The organism is Streptomyces sp. NPDC052107 (assembly GCF_040680215.1).
In the GTDB taxonomy this organism is placed as follows: domain Bacteria; phylum Actinomycetota; class Actinomycetes; order Streptomycetales; family Streptomycetaceae; genus Streptomyces.
In genome coordinates, this window is record NZ_JBFAWG010000017.1 from 77,856 (window position 1) to 104,275 (window position 26,420).

The window sequence follows — 26,420 nt, forward strand, 5'->3', positions numbered from 1 at the left end:
CACCATGAGCACCGGGACCGGGACGGGTACCGCCGCCGAGGACCGCGTCTTCGCCGCGCTCGCCAACGCCACCCGCCGCGAAGTGCTGCGGCTGCTGCGCGAGCGCGGGCCGCAGCCCGTCCAGGCCCTGGCCGACCACTTCGACATGCGCCGCCCGAGCCTCTCGGAACACCTCAAGGTGCTCCGGGAGTCCGGTCTCGTCTCCGAGCAGCGCTCCGGGCGCCGGCGCATCTACCGCCTCGAGGCCGCCCCCCTCGCCGAGGTGCAGGACTGGCTCCACCCGTACGAGCGGTTCTGGCGCGATCAGATGAAGGGCCTCGGCGACCTGCTCGACCGTCTGCCCGACTATGACCAGCCATGAACGCCCAACCCGATGACGACCTGACCACCATCCGGGTCGACCAGTTCTTCCCGCATCCGCCCGCCAAGGTCTGGCGCGCCCTGACCGACCCCGCGCTGCTGGCTCAGTGGCAGATGCCCGGTGCCGAGGACTTCCGGCTGGAGGTCGGCCACCGGTACCGGATGACCTCCGTACCGCGTCCCAATGCCCGTTTCTCCGGGGTCGTGGACGTACGGGTGCTGGCCTACGACATCGAGCGGATGCTGTCCGTCCGCTGGGCCGACGCCGATCCGGCCAACCCCGCGGACTGGACCATCACCTGGACCCTGGAACAGGAAGGGCGCGGTACGCGTCTCTTCTTGGTGCACGAAGGTTTCGATCCGGACGATCCGGCTCAGCTGATGGCACGGAAGATCATGGGCGGGGGTTGGCGGGGGCATGTCCTGCCTGCTCTGGGGCAGACGCTGGAGCAGCTTGGCTGTCGCAGGCGTCTCCCGGGTGGGTAAAGCGAACGTCAAAGCTGTAACCGCGAGAACACCCCGTGTGCACGTGCATTTGCGCATGCATCTGCACGTGAACGCGGTTATGATCCGGGTCAGTTGACCATGGCATCTATGGCCACACCAGCCAGTACACCAGGGAGCGACCTGTGGACCGCGACGTTGACGGCGTGTACGGGGGGGATGACGTGTACAACGGCATGGTTGCCGCGCAGCTGGTCGGAGTGGCCTGGCAGAAGAGCAGGCACAGCAACTCGCAGGGTTCCTGCGTGGAGTTCGCGCGGTTGCCGGGCGGCGAGGTCGCCGTGCGCAACTCGCGTTTCCCGGACGGCCCCGCGCTCGTCTACACGCGCGCGGAGATCGAGGCCATGCTCCTCGGCGTCAAGGACGGCGAGTTCGACCACCTGATAGTGAGCTGACGCCCGAGCGATGGGCGCTGCCCCCGTGGGACCCTTGGCAACGATGTCGGACGCACCGGAAGAGCGGGGGTGACGCGCGTAGAAACCGCGCATCCGTCGGTGTCGTATCGCGTCAGCCGGCCGACTGGAGCCGGAACAGCGCCCAGACCACCTTGCCGTGGAGCGTGCCCGCGAGCGGGTGCCAGCCCCAGCTGTCGGCGAAGGAGTCGACCAGGAACAGCCCGCGCCCGGACTCGGCGGAGAAGTCGTCCGAGTCGCGCGGCACCGGCGTCTCGTGGCTCGGGTCGCGCACCGCGCACACCAGCCGCTCGGTCCAGCGCATCAGGTGCAGCCGTACGGAGGAGGCGTGTTCGGGACATGCCACATCGGACGGCAGGCCATGGCGCAAGGCGTTGGTGACGAGTTCGGAGACGACGAGGCATATGTCGTCGAAGCGATCGCCGACGTCCCACTGGTCGAGGGTGCCGCGGGTGAAGCGCCGGGCCTCGCGCACCGCTTCGTAGCGGGCGGGCAGGGCGCAGGAGGCGGCATCGGACACGGCCGCGGGATCCAGCGGCGGAAGGCCCTGCCGTAACGGCTTGAGCATGGTCGATCCATTCGTCCCCATGCGAGGCACTCCCGGGAATTCGCGGTCGTTGCGATGCAGCGGTGGCGCGGAACCATGGTTTCGGATGCGCAGAGCAGATGCAAGGGCAGATGCACGTGCACGCGACCGAAATGGGACTGCCCGTACCGCTTCTTGGTCATTTTTTCCGCCATCTTCTCGGCGGTTGTCACCAGAGGTCCGGACCTCTTCCCGACACACGCAGGCGGAAACGGCCCGCCTCTTTCCGTTTCCGTAACCGGACGAGTACTGCTCGAAGTGTTTTAGTGGCAGACTGCGGGCCCTGAAGACGGTTGGGGAGGCTGGCGAACGTGAGCGCGGGAGAGCCCGGATCGGTGGTGCGGCGGATGCTGCTCGGCTCGCAACTCAGGCGGCTGCGTGAGGCGCGGGGGATCACGCGCGAGGCGGCGGGGTACTCCATCCGTGCCTCCGAGTCGAAGATCAGCCGTATGGAGCTGGGCCGGGTGAGCTTCAAGACCAGGGACGTGGAAGACCTGCTGACGCTGTACGGCATCACGGACGAGGCGGAGCGCGAGTCGCTGCTCTCCCTCGCCCGGGAGGCCAACGTGGCCGGCTGGTGGCACAGTTACACCGACGTCCTGCCCAGCTGGTTCCCCACCTATGTGGGCCTGGAGGGCGCCGCGTCCCTCATCCGCGTCTACGAGGTGCAGTTCGTCCACGGCCTGCTGCAGACCGAGGACTACGCCCGCGCGGTGGTCCGGCGCGGCATGAGGGGCGCGAGCCCGGCCGACGTCGAGCGCCGGGTCGCGCTGCGCCTGGAGCGGCAGAAGCATCTGCTCGCGGACCACGCCCCCGAGTTCCACATCGTCCTCGACGAGTCCGCCCTGCGCCGCCCCTACGGCGACCGCGCCGTGATGCGCGGTCAGCTCCAGCACCTGATCGACATCTCCGAGCGGCCCAACGTACGACTGCAGGTCATGCCGTTCAGTTTCGGCGGCCACTCCGGCGAGAGCGGTGCCTTCACCATCCTCAGCTTCCCCGACACCGATCTGTCCGACGTCGTCTACGTGGAGCAGCTGACCAGCGCCCTGTACCTCGACAAGCGTGAGGACGTCGCCCAGTACGAGCAGGCCCTGAAGGAGCTCCAGCAGGACGGCCCGGGCCCCGACGAGAGCCGGGATCTTCTGCGCGGCCTGCTTCAACTGTCCTGAGGACCTCCTTCAACTCGCCTGAAACACAAGTACGATGACGTGCGATCAGTCCGTGACCAGGATCTGGCTCCGCTAGTGATTGAGGGATCACATGTCGTCCTACTTCAGCGACCTGGCCCAGCAGTACATCGACGGAGAATGGCGTCCCGGCACCGGCTCCTGGGACGTCATCGACTTCAATCCCTACGACGACGAGAAGCTGGCCTCGATCACGGTGGCGACGGTGGACGAGGTGGACCAGGCCTACCGGGCCGCCGCGCGCGCCCAGAAGAAGTGGGCCGAGACCAACGCCTACGCCCGCCGCGCGGTCTTCGAGCGGGTGCTGCGGCTCATAGAGGACCGTGAGCAGGAGATAGCCGACCTGATCATCGCGGAACTGGGCGGCACGCGCGTGAAGGCCGGTTTCGAGCTGCACCTCGCCAAGGAGTTCCTGCGCGAGTCGATCCACCTGGCGCTGCGCCCCGAGGGCAAGATCCTGCCCTCCCCGGCCGACGGCAAGGAGAACCGCGTCTACCGGGTGCCGGTCGGTGTCGTGGGCGTGATCAGCCCCTTCAACTTCCCCTTCCTGCTGTCGATCAAGTCGGTCGCCCCGGCCCTCGCGCTCGGCAACGCGGTGGTCCTCAAGCCGCACCAGAACACCCCGATCGCCGGCGGCACCCTGATCGCGAAGCTCTTCGAGGAGGCCGGGCTGCCCGGCGGCCTGCTCAACGTCGTCGTCACCGACATCGCCGAGATAGGTGACGCGTTCATCGAGCACCCGGTGCCGAAGGTCATCTCCTTCACCGGTTCCGACAAGGTCGGCCGGCACGTGGCGACCGTCTGCGCCGCGAACTTCAAACGCTCGGTGCTCGAGCTGGGGGGCAACAGCGCGCTGGTGGTCCTTGACGACGCCGACCTCGACTACGCGGTGGACGCGGCGGTCTTCAGCCGGTTCGTGCACCAGGGCCAGGTCTGCATGGCCGCCAACCGGGTCCTCGTGGACACGTCCGTCGCCGAGGAGTTCACCGAGAAGTTCGTCGCCAAGGTCAGGACCCTGAAGGTCGGCGACCCGCGTGACCCGCAGACCGTCATCGGCCCGGTGATCAACTCCCAGCAGGCGAACGCGATCTCCGGCACCGTCGAGCAGGCGATCGCCGAGGGCGCCACCGCCCTGGTCCGGGGCGGCACGTCCGGCAACCTGGTCGAGCCCAGCGTGCTCACCGACGTCCCCGCCGACTCCGCGCTGCTCCAGCAGGAGGTGTTCGGCCCGGTCGTCTTCCTCGTCCCGTTCGACGGCGAGGAGGAGGCGCTCCGCATCGTCAACGACACCCCGTACGGCCTCAGTGGCGCCGTCCACACGGGTGACATCGAGCGGGGTGTCGCCTTCGCCAAGCAGGTCGACACCGGCATGTTCCATGTGAACGACGGCACGGTCCACGACGAGCCGATCGTGCCGTTCGGCGGCGAGAAGCACTCGGGCATCGGCCGCCTCAACGGCGAGACGACGCTGGAGTCCTTCACGACCGTCAAGTGGATCTCGGTCCAGCACGGCCGCAGCGGGTTCCCCTTCTAGACCACTTCTAGACCGCCTTTCCGGGCCGCCGGGCCATTGCGGACAGTGGCTGACCGCAATGGCCCGTAGCGTCATCGGTGTCAGGGGGCGGACGGCCCCGGCGACGGTGAGGAAAGGCGGCCGGCCATGGTCAAGCACGTACCGGCGGAGGCGCAGGGCGACGAGCGCGGGGCGCTGCTCGCGTTCATCGAGGAGCAGCGCGGCGGGATCCGCCGGGCCCTGCTCGGACTGACCGAGGAGCAGGCCCGCTCCCGCCCCAGCGCCAGCGAGCTGTCGCTCGGCGGCCTGCTCAAGCATGTCGCCGAGGTCGAGCAGATCTGGATCGCACGGGCCAAGCAGGAGCCGCCGGCCGTCACGCGCGACGAGTCGAACTGGCACGAGAGCTTCCAGCTGGTCGGCGACGAGACGGTCGCCTCGCAGCTGGCGTACTGGGAGCAGGTGGCCGCCGAGACGGAGAAGTTCATCCGTTCCGCGCCCAGCCTGGAGGACACCTTCCCGCTGCCGCCGGACCCCTGGTTCCCGCCGGAGGGCCGGGTCTCGCTTCGCTGGGTATGTCTGCACCTGATCCGCGAGACGGCCCGGCACGCCGGCCACGCCGACATCATCCGCGAGTCCCTGGACGGTAAAACGGCCTTCGCGCTGGTGGCCCAGGAACAGGGCGGCTCCTGGGGGTGACCGCGGGGTGGGCGGCCGTACGGCAATAACCTGGACCGCATGTCAGCGATCCGTCTTCTCGTGCTGGGCGCGGTCCGCCAGCACGGGCGGGCCCATGGCTACCAGGTGCGCAACGACCTGGAGTACTGGGGCGCGCACGAGTGGTCCAACGCCAAGCCGGGCTCGATCTACCACGCCCTGAAGCAGATGGCCAAGCAGGGGCTGCTGCACGCGCACGAGATCGCGCCGTCCACGGCCGGCGGCCCGCCGCGCACCGAGTACGAGCTGACCGGGAAGGGCACCGAGGAGTACTTCACCCTGCTGCGCGACGCGCTGGTCACCTACGACCAGCGCGGCGACGTGAAGACCGCGGCCATCGGCTTCATGGTCGACCTGCCGAGGGCCGAGGCGGTGGCGCTACTGAAGGAGCGCACGCGCCGCATCGAGGCCTGGCGCTCCTCGGTCACCGAGCACTACGTCCCCGAGGAGGGGCCGGAACAGCTCGGCCACATCGGCGAGATCATGAACATGTGGGTCCACACGGCCGACTCCGAGGCCGAGTGGACCCATGGCCTCGTCGAGCGCCTGGAGAACGGCGCCTACACGTTCGCCGACGAGGGTGATCCGTTCGTCGGCGTGCTCGCCGAGGACGAGGAGAACCCGTACGCGACGGGGGAGCGGCACCCGGAGGACGACCGCTAGTCAAGTTTGACCAATGCTGTGGCCGGCGTTACCTTCGGAGAGATAGTCAAACTTGACTAGCAAGGGAGTGGCATGGCCGACACAGTGATCACCGTCGAGGACGCACGCAAGACCTACGGCACCCAACACGCCCTGAACGGACTCGACCTGCACGTCGCCCGCGGCACCGTGCACGCGGTGCTCGGCCCGAACGGCGCGGGCAAGACCACCCTGGTCCGGATCCTGTCCACCCTGCTCAGGCCCGACGGCGGCCGCATCGAGGTCGCCGGCCACGACGTGACGGCCGAGCCCCGTGCCGTCCGCCGCCGTATCGGACTGCTCGGCCAGTACGCGGCCCTGGACGAGCAACTGGCCGGCCGGCAGAACCTGGAGATGTTCGCCCGGCTGCACCACCTCGGCGCCCGCCACGCGCGTGTGCGCGCCGCCGAGCTCCTGGAGCGCTTCGACCTCACCGGGACCGGCCGCACCCCGGTCGCCCGCTGCAGCGGCGGTATGCGCCGCCGCCTCGACCTCGCCGCCTCCCTGATCACCGACCCCGAGGTGCTGTTCCTGGACGAGCCCACGACCGGCCTCGACCCGCGCGGCCGCGCCGAGGTCTGGTCCGCCGTACGGTCCCTGGTCGGCGGCGGTACGACGGTCCTGCTGACCACCCAGTACCTGGAGGAGGCCGATCAGCTCGCCGACCGCATCGCCTTCGTGGACCACGGCCGGGTCGTCGCCGGCGGCACCCCCGACGAGCTGAAGACCCTCACCGGCGGCGACCGCGTCGACATCGTCGTGCGCGACACCGCCCGACTGGGCGCCGCCGTCGCCCTGCCGGCCCTGTCCGGGGCCCGGGTGGACGCCGATCGCCGGCTGCTCAGCGTCCCGGTCACCGACCGCATGGCCGCGCTCTCGGAGGTCGTACGGGGGCTGGAGGGGGCCGGCATCGAGGTGGAGGACATCGCCCTGCGCCGGCCCACCCTGGACGAGGTCTTCCTGCACCTCACGGGACCGGACCGGCGTACGGCAAAGGCGGCCGCATGACCGCGTACGCGCTCAGGGACTCCTGGACCATGACCAGGCGCGAACTCGCCCACTGGGCCCGGCAGCCGGGGCAGGCACTGGTCGCGCTGGTCTTCCCGGTGATGCTGCTGCTGATGTTCGGCTATCTGATCGGCGGCGGACGGGGTGTGTCCGGCGACTACGTGGACTACCTGGTGCCCGGCATGCTCGCACTCACCATGGCCTTCGGCCTGGAGGGCACCATGCTCGCCGTCACCCAGGACCTCACGAGGGGCGTCATCGACCGCTTCCGCTCGCTGCCCATGGCGGACGGGGCGGTCCTGGTGGGCCGTTCGGCCGCCGACATGCTCCAGTCGGCGGCCGCCCTGGTGCTGACGGCGGCGGTGGCGTACGCGCTCGGCTGGCGGACGCACGGCGGGCCCGGGGCTCTTCCGGCCGCCGCCGGCCTGCTCCTGCTGTTCCGTTTCGCCATGCTGTGGATCGGCATCCATCTCGCCCTGGTGGCGGGCCGTCCGGAGATGGTCCAGGCCGTGCAGATCCTCGTCTGGCCGGTCGGCTTCCTCTCCAACGCCATCGCCGCCCGCGACTCCATGCCGCGCTGGCTCGGTACGGCCGTCCAGTGGAACCCCGTGTCCCAGACGGCGGCGGCCGTACGCGACCTGGTGGGCGGCCCCGGCGGCGAACCGGGCCACGTCCGGCCGGCCGTCCTGTGGCCCCTCGCCCTGCTGGCGGTCTTCTTCCCGCTGGCGGTACGGAAGTTCGCGCGTCTCGGGCGGTAGTAGCCCTAGTGATGGAAGCCGGTGGCCGCCGCCTTGTCGTGGGTCAGGGGATGCGGCTGCCGGCGCAGTTCGGGCAGCAGGCGGGTCAGGTCGGCCAGGAACAGGTCGGCCAGGTCGTGGGAGAAGCCGTTGCGGCACACGACCCGCAGCACGGAGAGGTCCTCCCGGTTCGCCGGGAAGGTGTACGCGGGCACCAGCCAGCCGCTCTCGCGCAGCCGCCGGGAGACGTCGAATACGTCGTACGACGTCACCTCCGGGGCGGTGGTGAAGGCGAAGACCGGCAGCTGGTCGCCCCGAGTCAGCAGCCGGAAGTCGCCCAGCTCCTCGATCCGCCCGGCGAGCGAGATCGCCACGTCCCGCGTCGACTGCTGCACCGCGCGGTATCCCTCGCGGCCGAGCCGCAGGAACGTGTAGTACTGCGCGACCACCTGGGCACCGGGCCGGGAGAAGTTGAGCGCGAAGGTCGGCATGTCGCCGCCCAGGTAGTTGACCCGGAAGACCAGCTCCTCGGGCAGCGCCTCCTTGTCCCGCCACAGTGCCCAGCCGACGCCCGGATACACCAGTCCGTACTTGTGCCCCGAGGTGTTGATCGAGGCCACGCGCGGCAGCCGGAAGTCCCACACGAGGTCCGGGTCCAGGAAGGGCGCCACCATGCCGCCGGACGCCCCGTCCACGTGCACCGGGACGTTCAGCCCGGTGCGCTCCTGGAGGGCGTCCAGGGCGGCGCACAGCTCCGCGACCGGCTCGTAGGAGCCGTCGAAGGTAGAGCCGAGGATGCCGACGACCCCGATGGTGTTCTCGTCGCACAGCTCGGCCGCCGCCTGCGGATCGAGATGGAAGCGGTCGCCCTCCATGGGCACCAGCCGGGCCTCCACCTCCCAGAAGTTGCAGAACTTCTCCCAGCACACCTGGACGTTGATGCCCATGACCAGGTTGGGGCGGGCGCCCGGGTACCGGTCGGCATTGCGCTCGGCCCACCGACGCTTCAGGGCCATCCCGGCCAGCATGCACGCCTCGCTCGACCCGGTCGTCGAACAGCCCACCGCGGTCGCAGGGTCGGGCGCGTTCCACAGGTCGGCGAGCATCGCCACACAACGCCGCTCCAGTTCGGCCGTGCGCGGGTACTCGTCCTTGTCGATCATGTTCTTGTCCCGGCACTCCGCCATCAGCACCCCGGCCTGCCGCTCCATCCAGGTGGTGACGAACGTGGCGAGGTTCAGCCGGGAGTTGCCGTCCAGCATCAGCTCGTCGTGCACCAGCTGGTACGCAGTGGACGGGGCCAACGGTGCGTCCGGGAGCCGGTGAGTGGGCGGGGCCTCCGTCATGCCGCCGACCGGATTGGCCTCCCCGTAGAACGGGTTGACGGAAATCGTCCGCTCTTCGTGTTTCTCGGGACCTTTGTGCAGGGCCATGAACGTGCCTCCAGGGATAGCGGGTAAGGGTTTTCAGCGGATCGGGGTGCCGTCCTCGCCCAACTGCATCTGCGGGCGCCCCGTCACCAGCAGCCAGGCCGGCAGCGACGCGATGCACAGCACGGCGATGATGGCAGGCGAGGCGACCAGGACGGCGGCGGTGAACAGGCTCACCCAGCCCTGCCGGGTGATCGCGAGGAGTATCCCCAGGACGCCCGTGGCCACGCCCAGCCCCGGATGCACGGCCGGAACCAGCGCGTGGGCGGACAGACCCAGGGCCGTGCCGACGAAGACGGCCGGGAAGATACGGCCGCCACGGAAACCGCAGGACGCGGCGACGAGCAGCGCGGCGAGCTTCACCACCGCCATCCCGGCGAACTGCCCCGCCGACCAGTCGTTCGGGTGCCGGGCCAGCTCCGCGACCTCCGCCAGCCCCTTGAAGAGCGTCAGATGGCCGCCCAGGGCCCCCAGAGCACCCAGCACGACCCCGCCGGCCGGAAGCATCAGCATCGGGTGCCGCAGTCGCCGGAAGGCCGAGTGGACGAGCGGGAAGGCGTACACCGCGCACATGCCGAGCAGCGCGGACGCCGGGGCGATCACGAGCGCCGCCAGGACGTCCTTCGCGTCCGGGTGGCCCATGGGAGGCAGCCCCAGGTCGAAGGTCGGACGGAACAACAGGGTGGTCGTCACGGCCCCGCACGCGCCGGCGGTCAGCGGTGCGAACAGGTTGTCCCACAGCCGGCCGCGCATCGGGCGCCCGGCCAGCGCCTCGGAGATGACCAGCGCCGCCGCCACCGGCGTGCCGAACAGCGCGCCGATCGTCGCCGACTCCGCCAGCACCGGCCACAGAGTGCCCGGCGCCCGGGGCACCAGGCGCGCGCCGAGCCAGACCGCGAGGCCCACGTTCACGGCGATGATCGGGTTCTCCGGACCGAGGCTCGGGCCGCCGGCCAGCATCATCCCGGTCGCCAGCACCAGTCCCGGCAGTACGACCGGCGGCATCGCCGGGGCGTTCAGGCCGAGGGTGGCCGGGTCGGGCCCGGCGTGCCCGGGCACCTTCCACACCACAAGACCGACCGCGAGACCCGTGGCGGTCAGCATCACGAACATCCACAGCACCGAGTAGCGGCCCACCCCGAGCGCGTCCGGCAGCGGCCCCCACAGCACGTGCTGGAGCTGCTCCGCCGCCGTGCTCACCCCGACGTAGACCAGGCTCGCGACCACGCCGACGGCCAGGGCGGGCAGGATGAACGGCAGCAGGGCCCGCGCCGGCGCCGTAGGGGCGGTCGGGGGCGCCTGCGGCGCGTCGGTTTCCTGGGCCACGGGCTCACCATAAGCGGACAAAATCCGCACAACACCCTGAAAGGGCGCGAACGGAAAGCGGCTTGCACCTCACGTGACGTCAGGCCTCAGCGTGGAGGGCGTACCGACCGAAGGAGCGGAAAAGTGAGCTACTCCGTGGGACAGGTCGCGGGGTTCGCCGGGGTCACGGTGCGCACCCTGCACCACTACGACGAGATCGGCCTGCTGGTGCCCGGCGAGCGCACCCACGCCGGCCACCGGCGCTACACCGACGCCGACCTCGACCGGCTCCAGCAGATCCTGTTCTACCGGGAGCTCGGCTTCCCGCTCGAGGAGGTCGCGGTCCTGCTCGACGACCCGGACGTGGACCCGCGCGCACACCTGCGCCGCCAGCACGAACTGCTGACGGTCCGGATCGAGAAGCTCCAGAGGATGGCCGCGGCCGTGGAGCACGCCATGGAGGCACGCAAGATGGGCATCAACCTGACGCCGCAGGAGCGGTTCGAGGTGTTCGGGGACAAGGACCCCGAGCAGTACGCCGAGGAGGCGGAGCAGCGCTGGGGCCACACGGAGGCGTACGCGGAGTCGCAGCGCCGGGCCGCCTCGTACAGCAAGGAGGACTGGAAGCGCATCCAGGCCGAGGTCGACGACTGGGGCCGGCGGTACGCCGACCTGGTGGCCGCCGGCGAGCAGCCCACCGGCGAGGCGGCCATGGACCTGGCCGAGGAGCACCGGCAGCACATCAGCAGGTACTACTTCGAGGTCCCGTACGAGATGCACCGGTGCTTCGCGGAGATGTACGTCTCCGACGAGCGCTTCAAGGCGTTCTACGACTCCATGCGTCACGGGCTCGCGGAACACCTGCGCGACGCGATCCTCGCCAACGCCGACCGGCACACCGCGTCCTGACGTCCTGGCCCGGGGCTCACTCCCGGGCCAGGACGACCGCCGTGCCGTAGGCGCACACCTCGGTGCCCACGTCCGCGGCCTCGGTCACGTCGAACCGGAAAGCCAGCACCGCGTTGGCGCCACGCGCGCGTGCCTGCTCCACCAGGCGCTCCATGGCCTGGTTGCGGGTCTGCACGAGCGTCTTGGTGAGCCCCTTCAGCTCGCCGCCGATCATCGACTTCAGCCCGGCGCCGATCTGGCTGCCGATGTGCCGCGACCGCACGGTGAGTCCGAAGACCTCGCCGATCACCTGCTGCACCTGGTATCCGGGCACGTCGTTCGACGTCACGACCAGCACGTCCGGCTGGGGCCCCTGGCCGCCGCCGTAGTCATCGAGTCCCATGAGTCACAGCTTTCTCCCAGTCATCGCACGGTGCATCCTGGAGACACCGGTGGAACCTGGGGCGGTCACATCACGTTGATAGCTTTGTGCGGCCCTTCCCGGAAGACCAGTCGCCGTAGCCGCCTTCACCCCTCAGGAGCCCGGACCCGTGATGACACTCGCCCTCGGCCCGAGCTGGCTCGATCCCAACTATCTGCTCGACACCTACAGCATCTGGGGCCTGCTGCTCGTCGTCTTCGCGGAGTCCGGCCTGCTCATCGGCTTCTTCCTGCCGGGTGACTCGCTGCTGTTCACCTGCGGCCTGCTGATCACCTCGCACCAGCTGGACTTCCCCCTGTGGGGCGCGATCGGCCTGATCTGCTTCGCCGCGATCCTCGGCGACCAGGCGGGCTACATGTTCGGCAAGAAGGTCGGCCCGTCCCTGTTCAACCGCCCGGACTCCCGCCTGTTCAAGCAGGAGAACGTCACCAAGGCGCACGAGTTCTTCGAGAAGTACGGCCCGAAGTCCCTGGTCCTGGCCCGCTTCGTGCCGATCGTGCGCACGTTCACGCCGATCATCGCCGGCGTCAGCGGCATGAAGTACCGCTCGTTCCTGCTCTTCAACGTCATCGGCGGCACCCTGTGGGGCGCGGGCGTCACCCTGCTCGGCTCCTGGCTCGGCAACATTGACTTCGTCAAGAACAACATCGAGGCGATCCTCATCCTGATCGTCCTCGTCTCCGTGGTCCCGATCGCGATCGAGTTCCTCCGAGCCCGCGGCAAGCAGAAGAAGGCCGCGCAGTCAGCCCCGGCACCTCAGCCCCAGCACCAGCAGCCCCCGGCGATGGACACCGCGACCACCCAGCTGCGCCGCATCGAGCCGGACCAGCCGTACGGGCAGCACTACGGCGACCAGTACGAGCAGCAGCCGTACCAGCAGCCCCAGCAGCAGGACTGGGACCAGCAGGAGCAGTACTGGAACCAGGGCTACGACCAGCAGCAGTACCCGCAGCAGCAGTACGACCAGCATCAGCAGTACGACCAGCACCAGCACCAGTACCCGAACGACTACCGCCGGCAGTAGCCGACCGAGGGGCGCGGGGAACTAGAAACCCCGAGTCCGCTTGGCGGCTCGGCGCTTGCCGACGGAGCCGACCCGCAGGAACAGCCGGAAGATCTCCGAGCCCAGATTGACCCCGATGGCGATGGCCATGGCCAGCGACGCGGCGTTGGCCAGCGACACCAGCCCCTTGTCCACCTCGTTCTGGGCCATGTTCAGCAGCCCGAAATACGTGGCGGAGCCGGGCAGCAGCGGTCCGATCGCCGCCGTCGTATACGGCAGCGCCGAGGCGAACCGGTACCGCGACAGCAGCTGCCCGAACAGACCGACCAGCCCCGCGGCCACGGCGGTCGACGCCACCGGCGAGATGTCGGCGACGTAGTGCATCGCGCCGTACACCGTCCAGGCCACGCCCCCGTTGAGGGTCACCCACAGCACGGTCGACCGCTCCTGCTGGAGCAGCACCGCGAAGGTCAGCGACAGCAGCATGGAGGCCGCGATCTGGATCAGCGGCCGTTCGTTGATGACGAGCGCCGCGTCCGGGTTGAGCTTGCCGCCGACCTTCACGCCGAAGTACAGGACGACCAGCACGCCGGCGACGATGCCGACGAAGAAGTACAGGACCTCCAGCAGACGGGCCGACGCGGTGATGTAGAAGCCGGTCAGACCGTCCTGGACGCCCGCCACCAGCGCCCGCCCGGGCAGCAGCGCGAACAGTCCACCGGTGACGACGGCGGACGCCTTCACGTCGACGTGCGCCAGCGCGAACGCCACCCCGACCGCGGCGGGCGGCATCGCGGCGACCGTGAACTGGTAGAACTCCGGCAGCCCGCGCCCCGCGCACAGCCAGGCCAGCCGGTCGCCGAGCATGGCGCCCAGCGCGGCCGCGACGAACACGATCAGGTCACCGCCGACCAGCACGGAGGCCGCCCCCGCCAGCAGACCGCTGGCCAGGGTCAGCGCCCAGCCGGGGTAGGGGTGCCGGTTGCGGCGGATCTCCGCCAGCCGGCGGTAGGCCTCCTCCAGGGAGACATGGGTCTCCGGGTCGGTCAGGTCGTCCACCAGCCGGAACACGGCCGCGAGCCGGGTGTAGTCGGTGCCTCGCCGCCGTACCGTCCGCGAGGCGGTCACCGGGTCCTCCACCAGCGACGGCTGGTGCGAGATCGACAGCAGCGTGAAGGTGACGTTCGGCTCGCAGCGGTCCAGGCCGTAGGAGCGGCACACCGCGAACATCGCGGCCTCCACGTCCTCCGCGCCCTCGCCGCCCGCCAGCAGCAGCTCGCCGATACGCAGGGTCAGGTCCAGCACGCGCGGGACGGCCGGGCCCTCCTCCTCCACCCGCTGCACCGGCTCGGGCGCCGGTCGCTCGGCCACCGGCATGCGCAGCATCGTGCGCATCCGGTCCTGCCAGGGCGCGTCCTTGACCAGGCTGACCAGCGGCACCCCGGTGGCCGGGGTGAACGCCGTCAGGGAGTCCTGCGGGCTGTAGGCGCTCGGCGGGCTGAACGCCGACCCCTCCGGCTCGGCAGCCGGCGCATGCGGCGTCTCCAGGCCCTTCGGCAGGGCGAACTCGGAGGTCGTCTCCGGCTCACCGGCCGTCTTCGGCACGTCGAGACCCGCCGGAATGGCGAACTCGGACGTGATCTCCGGGTCGTACCGCGCCTCGTCGGACCGGGGCTTGCGGTCCTCCGCCTCCGTCACCTCGTACCGCTCCCTGAACGACACCTTCCGTACGCCTCAGTATGCGCACACGTACCCGACGGGCAGTACGCGCGCGTGGACGCGGACGGGCCGCACGCACGCGTACGGCCCGTCCGCGAGAACAGCGGGTTCAGTGACCGCCCTGCTCCTTGAAGCGCTTGTAGGAACGCTCGATCTCCGCCTCGGCGTCCGTGCGGCCCACCCAGTTGGCGCCCTCGACGGACTTGCCGGGCTCCAGGTCCTTGTACACCTCGAAGAAGTGCTGGATCTCCAGGCGGTCGAACTCCGACACGTGGTGGATGTCGCGCAGGTGCTCCACGCGCGGGTCGGTGGCCGGAACGCACAGCAGCTTGTCGTCGCCGCCCGCCTCGTCGGTCATCCGGAACATGCCGATCGCGCGGCACTTGATCAGGCAGCCCGGGAAGGTCGGCTCGTCCAGGATGACCAGCGCGTCCAGCGGGTCGCCGTCCTCGCCGAGGGTGTTCTCGACGAAGCCGTAGTCGGTCGGGTAGGCGGTCGAGGTGAAGAGACGACGGTCCAGGCGGATCCGACCGGTCTCGTGGTCCACCTCGTACTTGTTGCGCGAACCCTTCGGGATCTCGATCGTGACGTCGAACTCCACCGGTGGCTCCTCCATGATCAGCACATAGTTCTGGTGATTAAGTGTCCCTCACGCAGGTGTGTGATCGCGAAAGGGGCTGGTGGTCGTGCCAGAGCTGGGGCCTTGGCGGGCCGCGAGGCCGCAGATGGAGCGGATCGCGAACGCCGTACGACCGCGTCTGGCGCAAGCCGGGGTGGCCGCCAAGCCGCGGGTCGCGCGGTTGACGCGGGTCCTGCGGTCCCGGCCCCTGCCGCGGCTGCGCGCCGTGAAGACCTGGCAGTACACCGCGGGCGCCGCCACCGTCGGCCTGGCGCTGGCCGCCGGTGTGGTGACCGCGGCCGGCCCCTGGGACGCCAACGGTCAGCGTACGGCCGAGCGAGACCGGGCCGCCGCCCTGGACCGGACAGGTGGCACAGATCACGGCCGGTCCGCTGCGGGCGTGGGGGCGCCCCGGCCCGCCCCGAGCGCCGGACCCGTCCTGATGGGCCTGGACGGCGCGACGAGCGCCGTCGGCACCAAGAAGGCCGCGCCGGGCGGAAAGCCCCTCTCAGGCATCCTGGGGCCCCTCCTGGACGCCTCCGCGCTGGGCGGCACCCGCGCGGCCACCGTCGTCGACGTGGCCACCGGTAAGCGCCTGTACGCCGCCGACGCCGGCACGGCCCTCACCCCCGCCTCCACCACCAAGATCGCCACCGCCGTCGCCGCCCTGTCCGCCCTGGGCCCCGACCACCGCTTCACCACCCGCGCCGCCCTCGAACCGGACACCGGCGAACTCGTCCTGGTCGGCGGCGGCGACCCCACCCTCACCGCCCGCAAGAAGGCTGGGGGCACCTCCCACTCGAGCGAAGCCGAGAGTGGGGGAGGCTGGGCCGACCTGCGGGAGCTGGCGGCGAACGCCGCGAAGGCCCTCGACAAGCGCGGCATCCACAAGGTCACGCTCTCCTACGACACGACCCTGTACTCCGGCCCCGCCGTGCACCCCATCGGCGTCAACGACAACCTCGCGCCGGTCAGTGCGCTGATCGCCGACGAGGGCCGCACCGACGGCTCCAGCAGCGGCCCGGCGCCCCGCGTGAGCGACCCGGCGAAGGACGCGGCGAGCAAGTTCGCGACCTTCCTGAAGGGCGCCGGCATCACCACCACGCCCCCCGGCCCCTCCAAGGCCACCACGCGCGCGCAGACCCTCGCCACGGTCTCCTCGCCTCCGCTGGCGGACGTGGTCGAGCGCATGCTGACCAACAGCGACAACGACATCGCCGAGGCCCTGGCCCGCCAGACCGCCCTCACCAGCGGCCAACCGGGCAGCTTCGACGGCGGCGCCAGGGCGATCTCCGCCCGGCTGACCAAGCTGGGCCTGCCGATGTCCGGTGCCTCCTTCCACGACGGCAGCGGCCTGAACCGCGACGACCGGCTCACCGCCGACCTCCTCACCGCCCTCCTGGTCACCGCCGGCGACCCCGACCGCCCCGGCCTGCGCCCCGTCCTCACCGGCCTGCCGGTGGCCGGCTTCACCGGCACCCTGGCCGACCGCTACACCGACAGCGCGGCGGGCGTCGTACGCGCCAAGACCGGCACCCTGACCGGTGTGAACACCCTCGCCGGCACGGTCGTCGACGCCGACGGCCACCTCCTGGCCTTCGCGTTCATGGCCTCCGGCACGACGGACCCCCTGGCGGCCGAGTCGGCCCTGGACAAGGCGGCGACGGCGCTGGCGGCCTGCGGCTGTCGGTGACCCCAGCCGACTGCCGTGGGCCCGTCCGCGCCGCCGTACCCACACCCGCCCGGCCACGCCGCCGTACCCGCCCAGCCGTCCGTACCGCCGCACCACCTGCTGACCCGTCACGGCCTGCCCCAAGCGGGAGCGGTCCCGTACGGTTGACGACATGACTGGCTTCGGTGGCACCGCATCTCCCGGGATGGTCGACTGGAACCTCGCGGTGGCAACCGCGACACGGCTCGTACGGCCGGGCCCTGATGTCAGCCGCGACGAGGCGCGCGCCGTCGTCGCGGAGCTGCGCCGGCATGCCAAAGCCTCGGAGGAACACGTCCGGGGCTTCACTCGTATGGCCACCGGCGAGATCCACGACACCCCCGTCCTGGTGGTCGACCGCCCCGGCTGGGTCCGCGCCAACGTCGCCGGCTTCCGCGAGATCCTCCGGCCGCTCCTGGAGAAGATGCAGGAACGGCGCGCCGGCAGCCCCGGCGGCGCGGTTCTCGGCACCGTCGGCGGCAAGGTCACCGGCGTCGAACTCGGCATGCTGCTGTCGTTCCTGTCCTCCCGCGTCCTCGGCCAGTACGAGACCTTCGCCCCCGCCGGCCGCGACCTCCCCGCCGGCGAGAACGGCGGCGGCCGCCTCCTCCTCGTCGCGCCCAACATCGTCCACGTCGAGCGCGAACTCGACGTCCAGCCGCACGACTTCCGCCTGTGGGTGTGCCTGCACGAGGAGACCCACCGCACCCAGTTCACGGCCGTGCCCTGGCTGCGCGACCATCTGGAGGGCGAAATCCAGTCGTTCTTGGCGGAGACCGACGTCGACCCGATGACCTTCCTGGAGCGAGTCAGGGAAGCCGCCCAGTCCCTCGCCGGAGGCCGCCCCGAGGGCGAGGAGGAGGACGGCGGCCGCTCCTTCGTGGAGCTGGTGCAGACCCCCGCACAGCGCGAGATCCTCGCCCGCCTCACCGCCGTCATGTCCCTGCTGGAGGGCCACGCCGACTACGTGATGGACGGCGTCGGCCCCAGCGTCGTACCGACCGTGGCGGAGATCCGCGAGAAGTTCCAGCAGCGCCGCGCCAAGGGTGCCTCCCGGCTCGACCTCGCCCTGCGCAAGCTGCTCGGTTTGGATGCCAAACTGAGGCAGTACCGCGACGGTGAACGGTTCGTGCGGGCCGTCGTCGAGCAGGTCGGCATCGACGGCTTCAACCGCGTGTGGACCTCGCCCAACACCCTGCCCACCAAGGCGGAGATCGCCAAACCGGCGGACTGGGTCGCGCGGGTGCACCGCAAGGCCGAGTCGTGAACGGCATGAACACGTCGTGATTCGAATCCGGCCGACGGCAGGCGAACGCCCCTCCAATCACCCGTCCGAGGGACCGTGAGCCATGCGTAGGCGTGCAATGCTCGGGGAACCGCCCGCTTCTGTCACCATCTACACACTCTGAGTGACCGGACTCGGGCTCACCCCCCGAAAACTTCATGAAGGGAACCGGACATGGGTCCCCATCCTGCGGTCGCGGCGATACGCCTGGCGGTCCGCCGCGTCCTCCACGACATCCTCAATGACCACCACGCCTCCGGCGGCCCAGGCCGGCAGCCCTTCGGCGAGCCCGGCCGACAGGCATTCGGCGAGCACCCGGACCGGACAGCCGAGCGGCTCCCCTCCCCGCTCGTGCTCGTCGCGTGCTCCGGCGGCGCCGACTCCATGGCCCTCGCCTCCGCCCTCGCCTTCGAAGCGCCCAAGCTCGGCCTCCGCGCCGGCGGCGTCACCATCGACCACGGCCTCCAGCCCGGCTCCGACCTCCGCGCCGACGAGGTCGCCCTGCGCCTGCGCGAACTCGGCCTCGACCCGGTCGAGTCCATCGGCGTGACCGTGGGTCGCGACGGCGGACCCGAAGCCGCTGCCCGCGACGCCCGCTACGCCGCCCTCGACGCCGTCGCCGAACGCCACGGCGCCACGGCGGTCCTGCTCGGCCACACCCGCGACGACCAGGCCGAAACCGTCCTGCTCGGTCTCGCCCGCGGCTCCGGCATCCGCTCCCTGTCCGGCATGGCCGCGGTCTCGGGGGCCGGTGGCCGTTACCGGCGCCCCTTCCTGGGGCTCGACCGGCAGACCGCCCGCAAGGCCTGCCTGGTCCAGTCCCTCCCCGTCTGGGACGATCCTCACAACGCCGACCCCGCCTACACCCGCTCCCGGCTGCGGCACGAAGGCCTGCCCGCCCTGGAAAAGGCCCTGGGCAAAGGGGTTGTGGAGGCGCTCGCCCGCACCGCCCAGCTCTCCCGCGACGACGCCGACGCCCTCGACGCCTGGGCCAGCCAGGCCGAGGCCTCCGTACGGGACGCCGCAGGTCTGCTGGAGTGCGCCAAGCTCTACGCCCTCCCGCCCGCCGTACGCCGCCGCATCCTGCGCCGCGCCGCCATCGAGGCCGGCGCCCCGGCCGGTTCGCTGTTCGCCCGCCACATCGAGGAAGTCGACCGCCTGATCACCGGCTGGCGCGGCCAGGGAGCCATCAATCTCCCGGGCAAAGTCGTCGCCCAGCGACAGGGTGGCAGACTGGTGATTCGGCAAGGCTGAATCCCGGCCCCGTGGAGCGACCCTCCGGCGAACGGTCCGGGCAGCCGGTGGCCGTGGCCTACGGCCGTAAGTGCGGGACGACCGAAAGTGATGCGGGTGGACGCGAAAGACATGGGTGCCGACCTCCAGCAGGTGCTCATCACCAAGGAAGAGATCGACGCGAAGCTGGCTGAGCTGGCCGCGAAGATCGACGCGGAATACGCGGGCAAGGACCTGCTCATCGTCGGTGTCCTCAAGGGCGCCGTGATGGTCATGGCGGACCTCGCCCGGGCGCTGTCCACCCCCGTCACCATGGACTGGATGGCCGTGTCCTCCTACGGGGCGGGCACCCAGTCCTCCGGCGTCGTGCGGATCCTCAAGGACCTCGACACCGACATCAAGGGCAAGCACGTCCTGATCGTCGAGGACATCATCGACTCCGGCCTGACCCTGTCCTGGCTGATCAACAACCTCGGCTCCCGCGAGCCCGCCTCCCTGAAGGTGTGCACGCTGCTGCGCAAGCCGGACGCCGCCAAGGTCGCCATCGACGTCGAGTGGGTCGGCTTCGACATCCCGAACGAGTTCGTCGTCGGCTACGGCCTCGACTACGCCGAGAAGTACCGGAACCTGCCGTTCGTCGGTACGCTCGCGCCCCACGTCTACGGCGGCTGAGCCGCACCGGGTGGTGTGAGCCACCTGGCTCAAGCCTTGTAGGACGATCGGGAACCCCGGCGGGTTCCAGGCCGTTGAAGCATGCAGAGACGGGCTCAGGCGGCCCCCGAAGCGGACTTCGTGCGGCTTCGGACCACCGCGCTGGGGTACCGTCAGAAGAACTGTCTTATCAAACTCACTATGGCAGGAGGGACGGGGCGGCACCGCTCCGTATGGATGGACGTGAAGCGATACTTCCGTGGGCCGGTCATGTGGATCGTGCTGGCCGTCCTTGCCGTGGTCGTGTTGATGCAGGTCGTCGGCTCGTCCGGCGGCTACAAGACGGTGGACACCGGCCAGGTCGTCGCAGCGATCAATGACAACAGGGTCCAGTCGGCCAAGCTCACCACCGGCGACGAGCAGACCATCAAGGTCACCCTCAAGGACGGCCAGAAGGTCGACGGCAGCTCGAAGATCCAGGCGAGCTACATCGGCGACCAGGGCGTGACCATCGCCGGCCAGCTCCAGACCAAGTACCAGGACAAGCAGATCCCGGACGGCTACACGGTCTCGCCGTCCAAGCAGAACCCGTTCCTCGGCGTCCTGCTCTCCCTGCTGCCCTTCGTCCTGATCGTGGTCGTCTTCCTGTTCCTGATGAATCAGATGCAGGGCGGCGGCTCCCGGGTGATGAACTTCGGCAAGTCGAAGGCCAAGCTCATCACCAAGGACACCCCGAAGACGACCTTCTCCGACGTCGCCGGCTGCGACGAGGCCGTCGAGGAGCTCCACGAGATCAAGGAGTTCCTGCAGGAGCCGGCCAAGTTCCAGGCCGTCGGCGCCAAGATCCCCAAGGGTGTGCTGCTCTACGGCCGCCCCGGTACCGGTAAGACGCTCCTCGCCCGCGCCGTCGCCGGCGAGGCGGGCGTGCCCTTCTACTCGATCTCCGGCTCCGACTTCGTCGAGATGTTCGTCGGCGTCGGTGCCTCCCGGGTCCGTGACCTCTTCGAGCAGGCCAAGGCGAACGCCCCGGCGATCGTCTTCGTCGACGAGATCGACGCGGTCGGCCGCCATCGCGGCGCCGGCCTCGGCGGTGGTCACGACGAGCGCGAGCAGACCCTGAACCAGCTGCTCGTCGAGATGGACGGCTTCGACGTCAAGGGCGGTGTGATCCTCATCGCCGCCACCAACCGGCCGGACATCCTCGACCCGGCACTGCTCCGCCCCGGCCGCTTCGACCGCCAGATCGCGGTCGACCCGCCGGACCTGCAGGGCCGTCTGGAGATCCTCAAGGTCCACCAGAAGGGCAAGCCGGTCGCGCCCGACGTCGACCTGGCCGCCGTCGCCCGCCGCACCCCCGGCATGACCGGTGCCGACCTGGCGAACGTCCTCAACGAGGCCGCGCTGCTGACGGCCCGAGGCGACCAGAAGCTGATCGACAACAGGGCGCTGGACGAGGCGATCGACCGTGTGGTCGCGGGCCCGCAGAAGCGGACCCGGATCATGTCGGACAAGGAGAAGAAGATCACCGCGTACCACGAGGGCGGTCACGCCCTGGTCGCGGCGGCCTCACCGAACTCCGACCCGGTCCACAAGATCACGATCCTGTCCCGCGGCCGTGCCCTCGGTTACACGATGGTCCTGCCCGACGAGGACAAGTACTCGACCACGCGCAACGAGATGCTCGACCAGCTCGCCTACATGCTGGGTGGTCGCGCCGCCGAGGAACTGGTCTTCCACGACCCGACCACCGGCGCCGCGAACGACATCGAGAAGGCCACCAACCTGGCCCGCGCGATGGTCACCCAGTACGGCATGACCGAGAGGCTCGGCGCCATCAAGTTCGGCGGCGACAACAGCGAGCCCTTCCTCGGACGTGAGATGGCTCACCAGCGCGACTACTCGGAAGAGGTCGCCGCGCTGGTCGACGAAGAGGTCAAGAAGCTCATCGAGACCGCGCACAACGAGGCCTGGGAGATCCTGGTCGAGAACCGCGACGTGCTCGACCAGCTCGTTCTCCATCTGCTGGAGAAGGAGACCCTCGGCAAGGAGGAGATCGCCGAGATCTTCGCCCCGATCCACAAGCGCCCGCCGCGGCCCGCGTGGACCGGCTCCTCCCGCCGTACGCCCTCCACCCGCCCGCCGGTGCTCTCTCCGAAGGAGCTGGCACTGACGAACGGCGCGAACGGCGCGACGGCCGCGATCAGCACGGTCAAGTCCACCGCCGCGGAGTCCACCCCGGTGACGGACAAGACCCCGGAGGACCGCCCGGAGAGCTGACGAGTTTCGGCCAACAGGGCCGGAATGAATGCCGCGCCCCCCAGGTTTTAGCCTGGGGGGCGCGGCATTTTCGTATGCCCGCGGGCAAGAGGTAAAGGAACGAGGCACCAGATGACCGACCCCGTGACGCTGGCCGGCGAAGGCTTGATCGGTGAGTTCGACGAGAAGCGCGCCGAGAACGCCATTCGCGAACTACTGATCGCGGTTGGTGAGGACCCCGACCGAGAAGGCCTCCGGGAAACCCCGGCTCGAGTGGCGCGGGCGTATCGGGAACTTCTGGCGGGGCTGTGGCAGGCGCCCGAGGATGTTCTGACGACGACGTTCGACTTGGGGCACGACGAGATGGTCCTGGTAAAGGACATCGAGATCGTTTCCCTCTGTGAACACCATTTGCTGCCATTTCATGGTGTAGCCCACGTAGGTTACATTCCGGCTGAAACGGGCAAAATTACCGGCCTTTCGAAGCTGGCACGCCTGGTCGAGGTTTTTGCTCGCCGGCCGCAGGTGCAGGAACGACTCACGACCCAGATCGCGGACTCCCTCATGCGGATCCTGGAGGCGCGGGGAGCGATCGTGGTCATCGAGGCCGAGCACATGTGCATGTCCGTGCGCGGCATCCGCAAGCCCGGCGCCAAGACCACCACATCGGCGGTCCGCGGCCAGCTCCGCGACGCTACGACCCGCGCCGAGGCGATGAGCCTGATACTTGCCAGGTGACCTGCTTGGTCAACGGCCACCTGGCCCGTCGGCCCTGGTAGCTGGAACCGGCCGTCACGCCGCCGGTTCCGCTCCCGGGGGGTTCTGGTCCTCGTCCTCCGGGAGTTTGCACACGCGCTCCAGGAACATGGCCGCCGCTACGACACCGATGCCGGCCAGGACCGAGAAGCCGGCGTAGACGGCCTGGTCGCGGCGGGTGGGGATGTCGAGGAGTTCCAGCAGGAAGACGCCCGTGCCGCCGTACATGCCGGCGACGAGGGCGGCGACCAGGGCGCTGGCCTGGCCGAAGACGACCGCGCGGGCGGCCATCAGGGGGTCGACGCCCTTCGCGCCGGGGCGGCGCTCGCGCTGTGCCTTCAGGCGGGCGCGCAGCGACAGCGCCGTCGAGAGCAGGACCACCGCGATCAGGGCGAGCACGATAGGGGCGGCCAGGGGGACGCCTGGGAGGGTCCCGATCGAGTTCCAGAGGCGGGCGCCCGCCCAGGACAGGATCCCGGCCACGACGAACACGCCCGCCAGCACCCTGATGCGCAGCTCTCTCACGGTGTCCCTTCAGCTCCCCCGGACCGGTCCGGACTGCGGTCGTGTCGACCTTGTCGTCTGAGTCGTCTTGACCTTAACGACTATTCAGGCAGTCGGAGTTCCAAGTCCTCGCGGGGCTCGACGCCCGCACGGGTGACGGCCGACAGCAGTTCGGCCACCGCGCCGCGGCCGGGCAGCTGGGCCTGTGGGTCCACGTCGTGCCAGGGGGCGAGGACGAAGGCGCGCTCGTGGGCGCGCGGGTGGGGCAGGGTGAGCTGCGGGTCGTCGGAGGTGACGTCGGCGTAGGCGACGATGTCGACGTCCAGGGTGCGCGGGCCCCACTGCTCGTCGCGGAAGCGTTTGTACGCCTCCTCGATGGCGTGGGCGCGCTCAAGGAGGGAGGAGGGGGGCAGGGTGGTCTTGAGGGCCACGACCGCGTTGAAGTACGACGGCTGGCTGCCGGGCTCGACGCCCCAGGGCTCGGTCTCGTACACCGGGGAGACGGCCTTCACGCGGACACCGGGGGTGTCCTCCAGCGCGTCGACGGCGCCCTGGAGGGTCTCCAGGCGGTTGCCGAGGTTGGAGCCGATGGAGATGACGGCCCACTTCGGGTTCTGCAGGGTCGTGTCGGCGGCGTCGACCTTCTCGACGACGGAGGCGGGCACCGGCTGGACGGTCGGGTCGCTGTGACCCTGGAGGAAAGGTCGGGTCATACTCGGCTCCGGGTGATGGTGACGGTCACGTCGTCGAAGGGGACGGTGATCGGGGCGTCCGGCTTGTGGACGCACACCTCGACCTCCTGGACCCCTTCGTGCTTCAGGCAGGCCTGGGCGATCCGCTCGGCGAGGGTCTCGATGAGGTTGACCGGCTCACCCTCGACCACGGCCACGACCTCCTCGGCCACGATGCCGTAGTGGACGGTCTTCGCCAGGTCGTCGTCGGCCGCCGCCGGCCGGGTGTCCAGCTCCAGGACGAGGTCCACGATGAAGGTCTGGCCCTCCTCGCGCTCCTTGGGGAACACACCGTGATGCCCGCGGGCCTTGAGGCCGCGCAGCGCGACACGATCCACGCGAATCACTCCTGCAATCGTCGGGAAGGACCGGTCCGTACCACGTGCGGGCGGCACACCGTCCTCAGACGAATCTACCTGCGGGCACTGACAAAGCCGGGCCGCGGGGCGCGGGCCCGGGCCGGGACCTCGAGGGTTCATCTCGCGTTTCCCCAGGGAAACCCGGCCGTGTCATGGGCTGGTAGCGGCTCCTACCCAGGGGTAGGTGATTCCAACCACTTCTTGCTCCCTGTAGCGTCTACCCGCTCAGGCGAGGGGTCCGTCGTCCGGATTCACGCCTTCGACGCCGGGCTCTTCGTCCTCGGCGGTCTCCGCCAGGACGGGGGAGGCGTGGTGCGACCAGAGCTTCCAGCCGGAGGATGTGCGCCGGAACACGTTCGTGGCCACGACGAGCTGGCCGACGAGCGGTCCCAGTTCCGCGCCGTCCTCGGGGGCGGGACCGCCGCTGAGGATGTTCTCGGTGCAGGTGACGAGCGCGGTGTCGCCGGTGACGGAGACGTGCACGTCGGTGAGGAAGAACTGGATGTAGTCGGTGTTCGCCATGATCAGGGCGTACGACCTCAAGACCTCGCCGCGGCCGGTGAGCACCGGCCAGCCGGGGTGCACGCAGGAGACCACGCCGGTGTCCGCCGGGTCGTGGTACTCCTCGTCCACGCCCAGGTCGGCTGGGGTGAGCCAGAGGGAGGACAGTTCCTCGAAGTCGCCGCGTTCCATCGCCTCGTAGAAGGCGGTGTTGGCGGCCTCCACTTGTTCGACGTCGGTATGAGGGGCGCTCACCGGGTTCCTTCCGCCCCGCGATCGCCCCCAGTGCCCGGCGTGTTCCCTGCTTCACGCGCCCCATGCTCACTGCTCGGGTCCGGCGCCGAGCCTGTCGTACGCGCCCCTTCCACGGCGCGGGCGACCCGCACCGCGTCCGCGGTGGCGCGTACCTCGTGTACGCGCACCGCCCACGCGCCGGAGTGCGCCGCGAGTGCGGATACGGCGGCAGTGGCGGCGTCGCGCTCCCGGGCCGGCGGGGGCGCGCCCTCCGGGCCGGCGAGGACACGGCCGAGGAACCGCTTGCGGGAGGCGGCGACGAGCAGGGGGTGGCCGAGGGCGCGCAGGCGATCGAGGTGGGCGAGCAGGATGAGGTCGTGCTCGGCCTCCTTGGAGAAGCCGAGGCCGGGGTCGACGACGATGCGGTCGGGGGCGATGCCGCCGGCCAGAACGGCCTCCACGCGTGCGTGCAGTTCGTCCACGACTTCGGTGACGACGTCCTCGTAGGCGCCCTGGACGTTGCCGCCCTGGAGGAAGCCGCGCCAGTGCATGACGACGAAGGGGGCGCCCGCGTCGGCGACCACCGGGATCATCGCGGGGTCGGCGAGGCCGCCGCTGACGTCGTTGACGAGGGCGGCGCCGGCCGCGAGGGACTGTTCGGCGACGGAGGCGCGCATGGTGTCTACGGAGACGACGGCGCCTTCGGACGCGAGGCCGCGGACGACCGGGATGACGCGCCTGAGTTCCTCGGCCTCGTCCACCCGGGTGGCGCCGGGGCGGGTCGACTCGCCGCCGACGTCGACGAGGTCCGCGCCCTCGGCGACGAGGTCCAGGCCGTGCTTGACGGCGGCCGTCGTGTCGAACCAGCGGCCGCCGTCGGAGAAGGAATCGGGGGTCACGTTGACGACACCCATGACCGCGCACCGGTCCCATACCGGAAGGCCGGCGACCCGGCCGCGCCCGCTGAGGTTGTTCATACGTTCAGCGTAGGCCCAGGAGGGCGCCGGGAACGCGCGGCGGCCCGGGCGGGAGCCCCCGTGCTGGAGGGGTGGGGCGCCCGCCCGGGCCCGTCCTCGGCCGCACCGCT

Annotated in this window: 28 protein-coding genes; 17 read left to right on the top strand and 11 right to left on the bottom strand. The window is 70.3% G+C overall.

Annotated features, from left to right (window positions below; genetic code table 11):
* Nucleotides 1–4: 4 nt before the first annotated feature.
* The 3 genes from AB0M27_RS20615 (at nucleotide 5) to AB0M27_RS20625 (ending at nucleotide 1,259) form a co-directional block, all read left to right on the top strand.
* On the top strand, nucleotides 5–361 hold the full coding sequence (locus tag AB0M27_RS20615) for a metalloregulator ArsR/SmtB family transcription factor (protein ID WP_365723295.1): 357 nt from the start codon (nucleotides 5–7) through the stop codon (nucleotides 359–361).
* A complete protein-coding gene (locus tag AB0M27_RS20620; protein ID WP_365723296.1) occupies nucleotides 358–846 on the top strand; it encodes an SRPBCC domain-containing protein in 489 nt (162 codons plus the stop codon). Before AB0M27_RS20615 ends, AB0M27_RS20620 begins: the two co-directional genes overlap by 4 nt.
* Before the next feature lie 194 nt (nucleotides 847–1,040).
* A complete protein-coding gene (locus tag AB0M27_RS20625) occupies nucleotides 1,041–1,259 on the top strand; it encodes a DUF397 domain-containing protein (protein WP_365723371.1) in 219 nt (72 codons plus the stop codon).
* A gap of 112 nt (nucleotides 1,260–1,371) precedes the next feature.
* Here AB0M27_RS20625 and AB0M27_RS20630 read toward each other — a convergent pair whose 3' ends face one another.
* A complete protein-coding gene (locus tag AB0M27_RS20630) occupies nucleotides 1,372–1,845 on the bottom strand; it encodes an ATP-binding protein (RefSeq protein ID WP_365723297.1) in 474 nt (157 codons plus the stop codon).
* 365 nt (nucleotides 1,846–2,210) lie between these two features.
* Between AB0M27_RS20630 and AB0M27_RS20635 the strand changes: the two genes are divergently transcribed.
* The 6 genes from AB0M27_RS20635 to AB0M27_RS20660 all read left to right on the top strand — a co-directional run bounded on the left by AB0M27_RS20635 (nucleotide 2,211) and on the right by AB0M27_RS20660 (nucleotide 7,727).
* Nucleotides 2,211–3,035, top strand: a complete 825-nt coding sequence (locus AB0M27_RS20635; RefSeq protein WP_365723372.1) for a helix-turn-helix transcriptional regulator — start codon at nucleotides 2,211–2,213, stop codon at nucleotides 3,033–3,035.
* A 91-nt stretch (nucleotides 3,036–3,126) separates the two neighbouring features.
* Entirely contained in the window at nucleotides 3,127–4,587 is a 1,461-nt protein-coding gene (locus AB0M27_RS20640; RefSeq protein ID WP_365723298.1) for an aldehyde dehydrogenase family protein, read from the top strand.
* Between the two features lie 126 nt (nucleotides 4,588–4,713).
* Nucleotides 4,714–5,262, top strand: a complete 549-nt coding sequence (locus tag AB0M27_RS20645; RefSeq protein WP_365723299.1) for a DinB family protein — start codon at nucleotides 4,714–4,716, stop codon at nucleotides 5,260–5,262.
* Nucleotides 5,263–5,301: 39 nt separating this feature from the next.
* The gene (locus AB0M27_RS20650) at nucleotides 5,302–5,943 is read left to right on the top strand and encodes a PadR family transcriptional regulator (RefSeq protein ID WP_365723300.1); all 642 of its coding nucleotides are present in this window, start codon (nucleotides 5,302–5,304) and stop codon (nucleotides 5,941–5,943) included.
* A gap of 72 nt (nucleotides 5,944–6,015) precedes the next feature.
* Nucleotides 6,016–6,969, top strand: a complete 954-nt coding sequence (locus AB0M27_RS20655; protein ID WP_365723301.1) for an ATP-binding cassette domain-containing protein — start codon at nucleotides 6,016–6,018, stop codon at nucleotides 6,967–6,969.
* Nucleotides 6,966–7,727: an ABC transporter permease gene (locus AB0M27_RS20660; protein ID WP_365723302.1), complete on the top strand. Its 762-nt coding sequence runs from the start codon at nucleotides 6,966–6,968 to the stop codon at nucleotides 7,725–7,727. Before AB0M27_RS20655 ends, AB0M27_RS20660 begins: the two co-directional genes overlap by 4 nt.
* 5 nt (nucleotides 7,728–7,732) lie before the next feature.
* Here the strand turns inward: AB0M27_RS20660 and AB0M27_RS20665 are convergent, their stop codons facing one another.
* Together AB0M27_RS20665 and AB0M27_RS20670 are read right to left on the bottom strand one after the other, a co-directional pair.
* Entirely contained in the window at nucleotides 7,733–9,139 is a 1,407-nt protein-coding gene (locus AB0M27_RS20665; RefSeq protein WP_365723303.1) for a glutamate decarboxylase, read from the bottom strand.
* 33 nt (nucleotides 9,140–9,172) lie between these two features.
* The gene (locus tag AB0M27_RS20670; RefSeq protein ID WP_365723304.1) at nucleotides 9,173–10,462 is read right to left on the bottom strand and encodes an ion channel protein; all 1,290 of its coding nucleotides are present in this window, start codon (nucleotides 10,460–10,462) and stop codon (nucleotides 9,173–9,175) included.
* 123 nt (nucleotides 10,463–10,585) lie between these two features.
* Between AB0M27_RS20670 and AB0M27_RS20675 the strand changes: the two genes are divergently transcribed.
* On the top strand, nucleotides 10,586–11,350 hold the full coding sequence (locus tag AB0M27_RS20675; protein ID WP_365723305.1) for a MerR family transcriptional regulator: 765 nt from the start codon (nucleotides 10,586–10,588) through the stop codon (nucleotides 11,348–11,350).
* A gap of 16 nt (nucleotides 11,351–11,366) precedes the next feature.
* Here AB0M27_RS20675 and AB0M27_RS20680 read toward each other — a convergent pair whose 3' ends face one another.
* The gene (locus AB0M27_RS20680) at nucleotides 11,367–11,732 is read right to left on the bottom strand and encodes a YbjQ family protein (protein WP_365723306.1); all 366 of its coding nucleotides are present in this window, start codon (nucleotides 11,730–11,732) and stop codon (nucleotides 11,367–11,369) included.
* Nucleotides 11,733–11,880: 148 nt separating this feature from the next.
* Here AB0M27_RS20680 and AB0M27_RS20685 point away from each other — a divergent pair, with 148 nt between their 5' ends.
* Complete coding sequence (locus AB0M27_RS20685; RefSeq protein WP_365723307.1) at nucleotides 11,881–12,795, top strand: VTT domain-containing protein; 915 nt, start codon at nucleotides 11,881–11,883, stop codon at nucleotides 12,793–12,795.
* A gap of 21 nt (nucleotides 12,796–12,816) precedes the next feature.
* Here AB0M27_RS20685 and AB0M27_RS20690 read toward each other — a convergent pair whose 3' ends face one another.
* Entirely contained in the window at nucleotides 12,817–14,472 is a 1,656-nt protein-coding gene (locus tag AB0M27_RS20690) for a threonine/serine exporter family protein (protein WP_365723308.1), read from the bottom strand.
* A gap of 130 nt (nucleotides 14,473–14,602) precedes the next feature.
* A complete protein-coding gene (locus AB0M27_RS20695; RefSeq protein WP_031115900.1) occupies nucleotides 14,603–15,094 on the bottom strand; it encodes an inorganic diphosphatase in 492 nt (163 codons plus the stop codon).
* Between the two features lie 124 nt (nucleotides 15,095–15,218).
* Here AB0M27_RS20695 and dacB point away from each other — a divergent pair, with 124 nt between their 5' ends.
* From dacB to folE, 6 genes are all read left to right on the top strand, one after another.
* Nucleotides 15,219–16,805, top strand: coding sequence for a D-alanyl-D-alanine carboxypeptidase/D-alanyl-D-alanine-endopeptidase (dacB, locus tag AB0M27_RS20700; RefSeq protein ID WP_365723373.1), 1,587 nt, complete (start codon nucleotides 15,219–15,221; stop codon nucleotides 16,803–16,805).
* Nucleotides 16,806–16,956: 151 nt separating this feature from the next.
* A complete protein-coding gene (locus AB0M27_RS20705) occupies nucleotides 16,957–18,090 on the top strand; it encodes a zinc-dependent metalloprotease (RefSeq protein WP_365723309.1) in 1,134 nt (377 codons plus the stop codon).
* A gap of 192 nt (nucleotides 18,091–18,282) precedes the next feature.
* On the top strand, nucleotides 18,283–19,362 hold the full coding sequence (gene tilS / locus AB0M27_RS20710) for a tRNA lysidine(34) synthetase TilS (RefSeq protein WP_365723310.1): 1,080 nt from the start codon (nucleotides 18,283–18,285) through the stop codon (nucleotides 19,360–19,362).
* A 90-nt stretch (nucleotides 19,363–19,452) separates the two neighbouring features.
* Nucleotides 19,453–20,013, top strand: a complete 561-nt coding sequence (hpt, locus tag AB0M27_RS20715) for a hypoxanthine phosphoribosyltransferase (protein WP_031165039.1) — start codon at nucleotides 19,453–19,455, stop codon at nucleotides 20,011–20,013.
* A 216-nt stretch (nucleotides 20,014–20,229) separates the two neighbouring features.
* A complete protein-coding gene (gene ftsH / locus AB0M27_RS20720) occupies nucleotides 20,230–22,269 on the top strand; it encodes an ATP-dependent zinc metalloprotease FtsH (RefSeq protein ID WP_365723311.1) in 2,040 nt (679 codons plus the stop codon).
* A 111-nt stretch (nucleotides 22,270–22,380) separates the two neighbouring features.
* The gene (folE, locus tag AB0M27_RS20725) at nucleotides 22,381–22,986 is read left to right on the top strand and encodes a GTP cyclohydrolase I FolE (protein ID WP_351810962.1); all 606 of its coding nucleotides are present in this window, start codon (nucleotides 22,381–22,383) and stop codon (nucleotides 22,984–22,986) included.
* Nucleotides 22,987–23,040: 54 nt separating this feature from the next.
* Here folE and AB0M27_RS20730 read toward each other — a convergent pair whose 3' ends face one another.
* The 5 genes from AB0M27_RS20730 to folP form a co-directional block, all read right to left on the bottom strand.
* On the bottom strand, nucleotides 23,041–23,529 hold the full coding sequence (locus tag AB0M27_RS20730; protein WP_365723312.1) for a DUF3180 domain-containing protein: 489 nt from the start codon (nucleotides 23,527–23,529) through the stop codon (nucleotides 23,041–23,043).
* An 80-nt stretch (nucleotides 23,530–23,609) separates the two neighbouring features.
* Nucleotides 23,610–24,221 carry a 2-amino-4-hydroxy-6-hydroxymethyldihydropteridine diphosphokinase gene (folK, locus tag AB0M27_RS20735; RefSeq protein ID WP_365723313.1) on the bottom strand — a complete coding sequence of 204 codons (612 nt, stop codon included), beginning with the start codon at nucleotides 24,219–24,221 and terminating at the stop codon, nucleotides 23,610–23,612.
* On the bottom strand, nucleotides 24,218–24,577 hold the full coding sequence (folB, locus tag AB0M27_RS20740) for a dihydroneopterin aldolase (RefSeq protein ID WP_365723314.1): 360 nt from the start codon (nucleotides 24,575–24,577) through the stop codon (nucleotides 24,218–24,220). Before folB ends, folK begins: the two co-directional genes overlap by 4 nt.
* A 246-nt stretch (nucleotides 24,578–24,823) precedes the next feature.
* The gene (locus AB0M27_RS20745) at nucleotides 24,824–25,354 is read right to left on the bottom strand and encodes a nuclear transport factor 2 family protein (protein WP_365723315.1); all 531 of its coding nucleotides are present in this window, start codon (nucleotides 25,352–25,354) and stop codon (nucleotides 24,824–24,826) included.
* Complete coding sequence (gene folP / locus AB0M27_RS20750) at nucleotides 25,351–26,310, bottom strand: dihydropteroate synthase (protein WP_365723316.1); 960 nt, start codon at nucleotides 26,308–26,310, stop codon at nucleotides 25,351–25,353. The genes AB0M27_RS20745 and folP overlap by 4 nt, the downstream gene beginning before the upstream one ends.
* Nucleotides 26,311–26,420 lie beyond the last annotated feature (110 nt).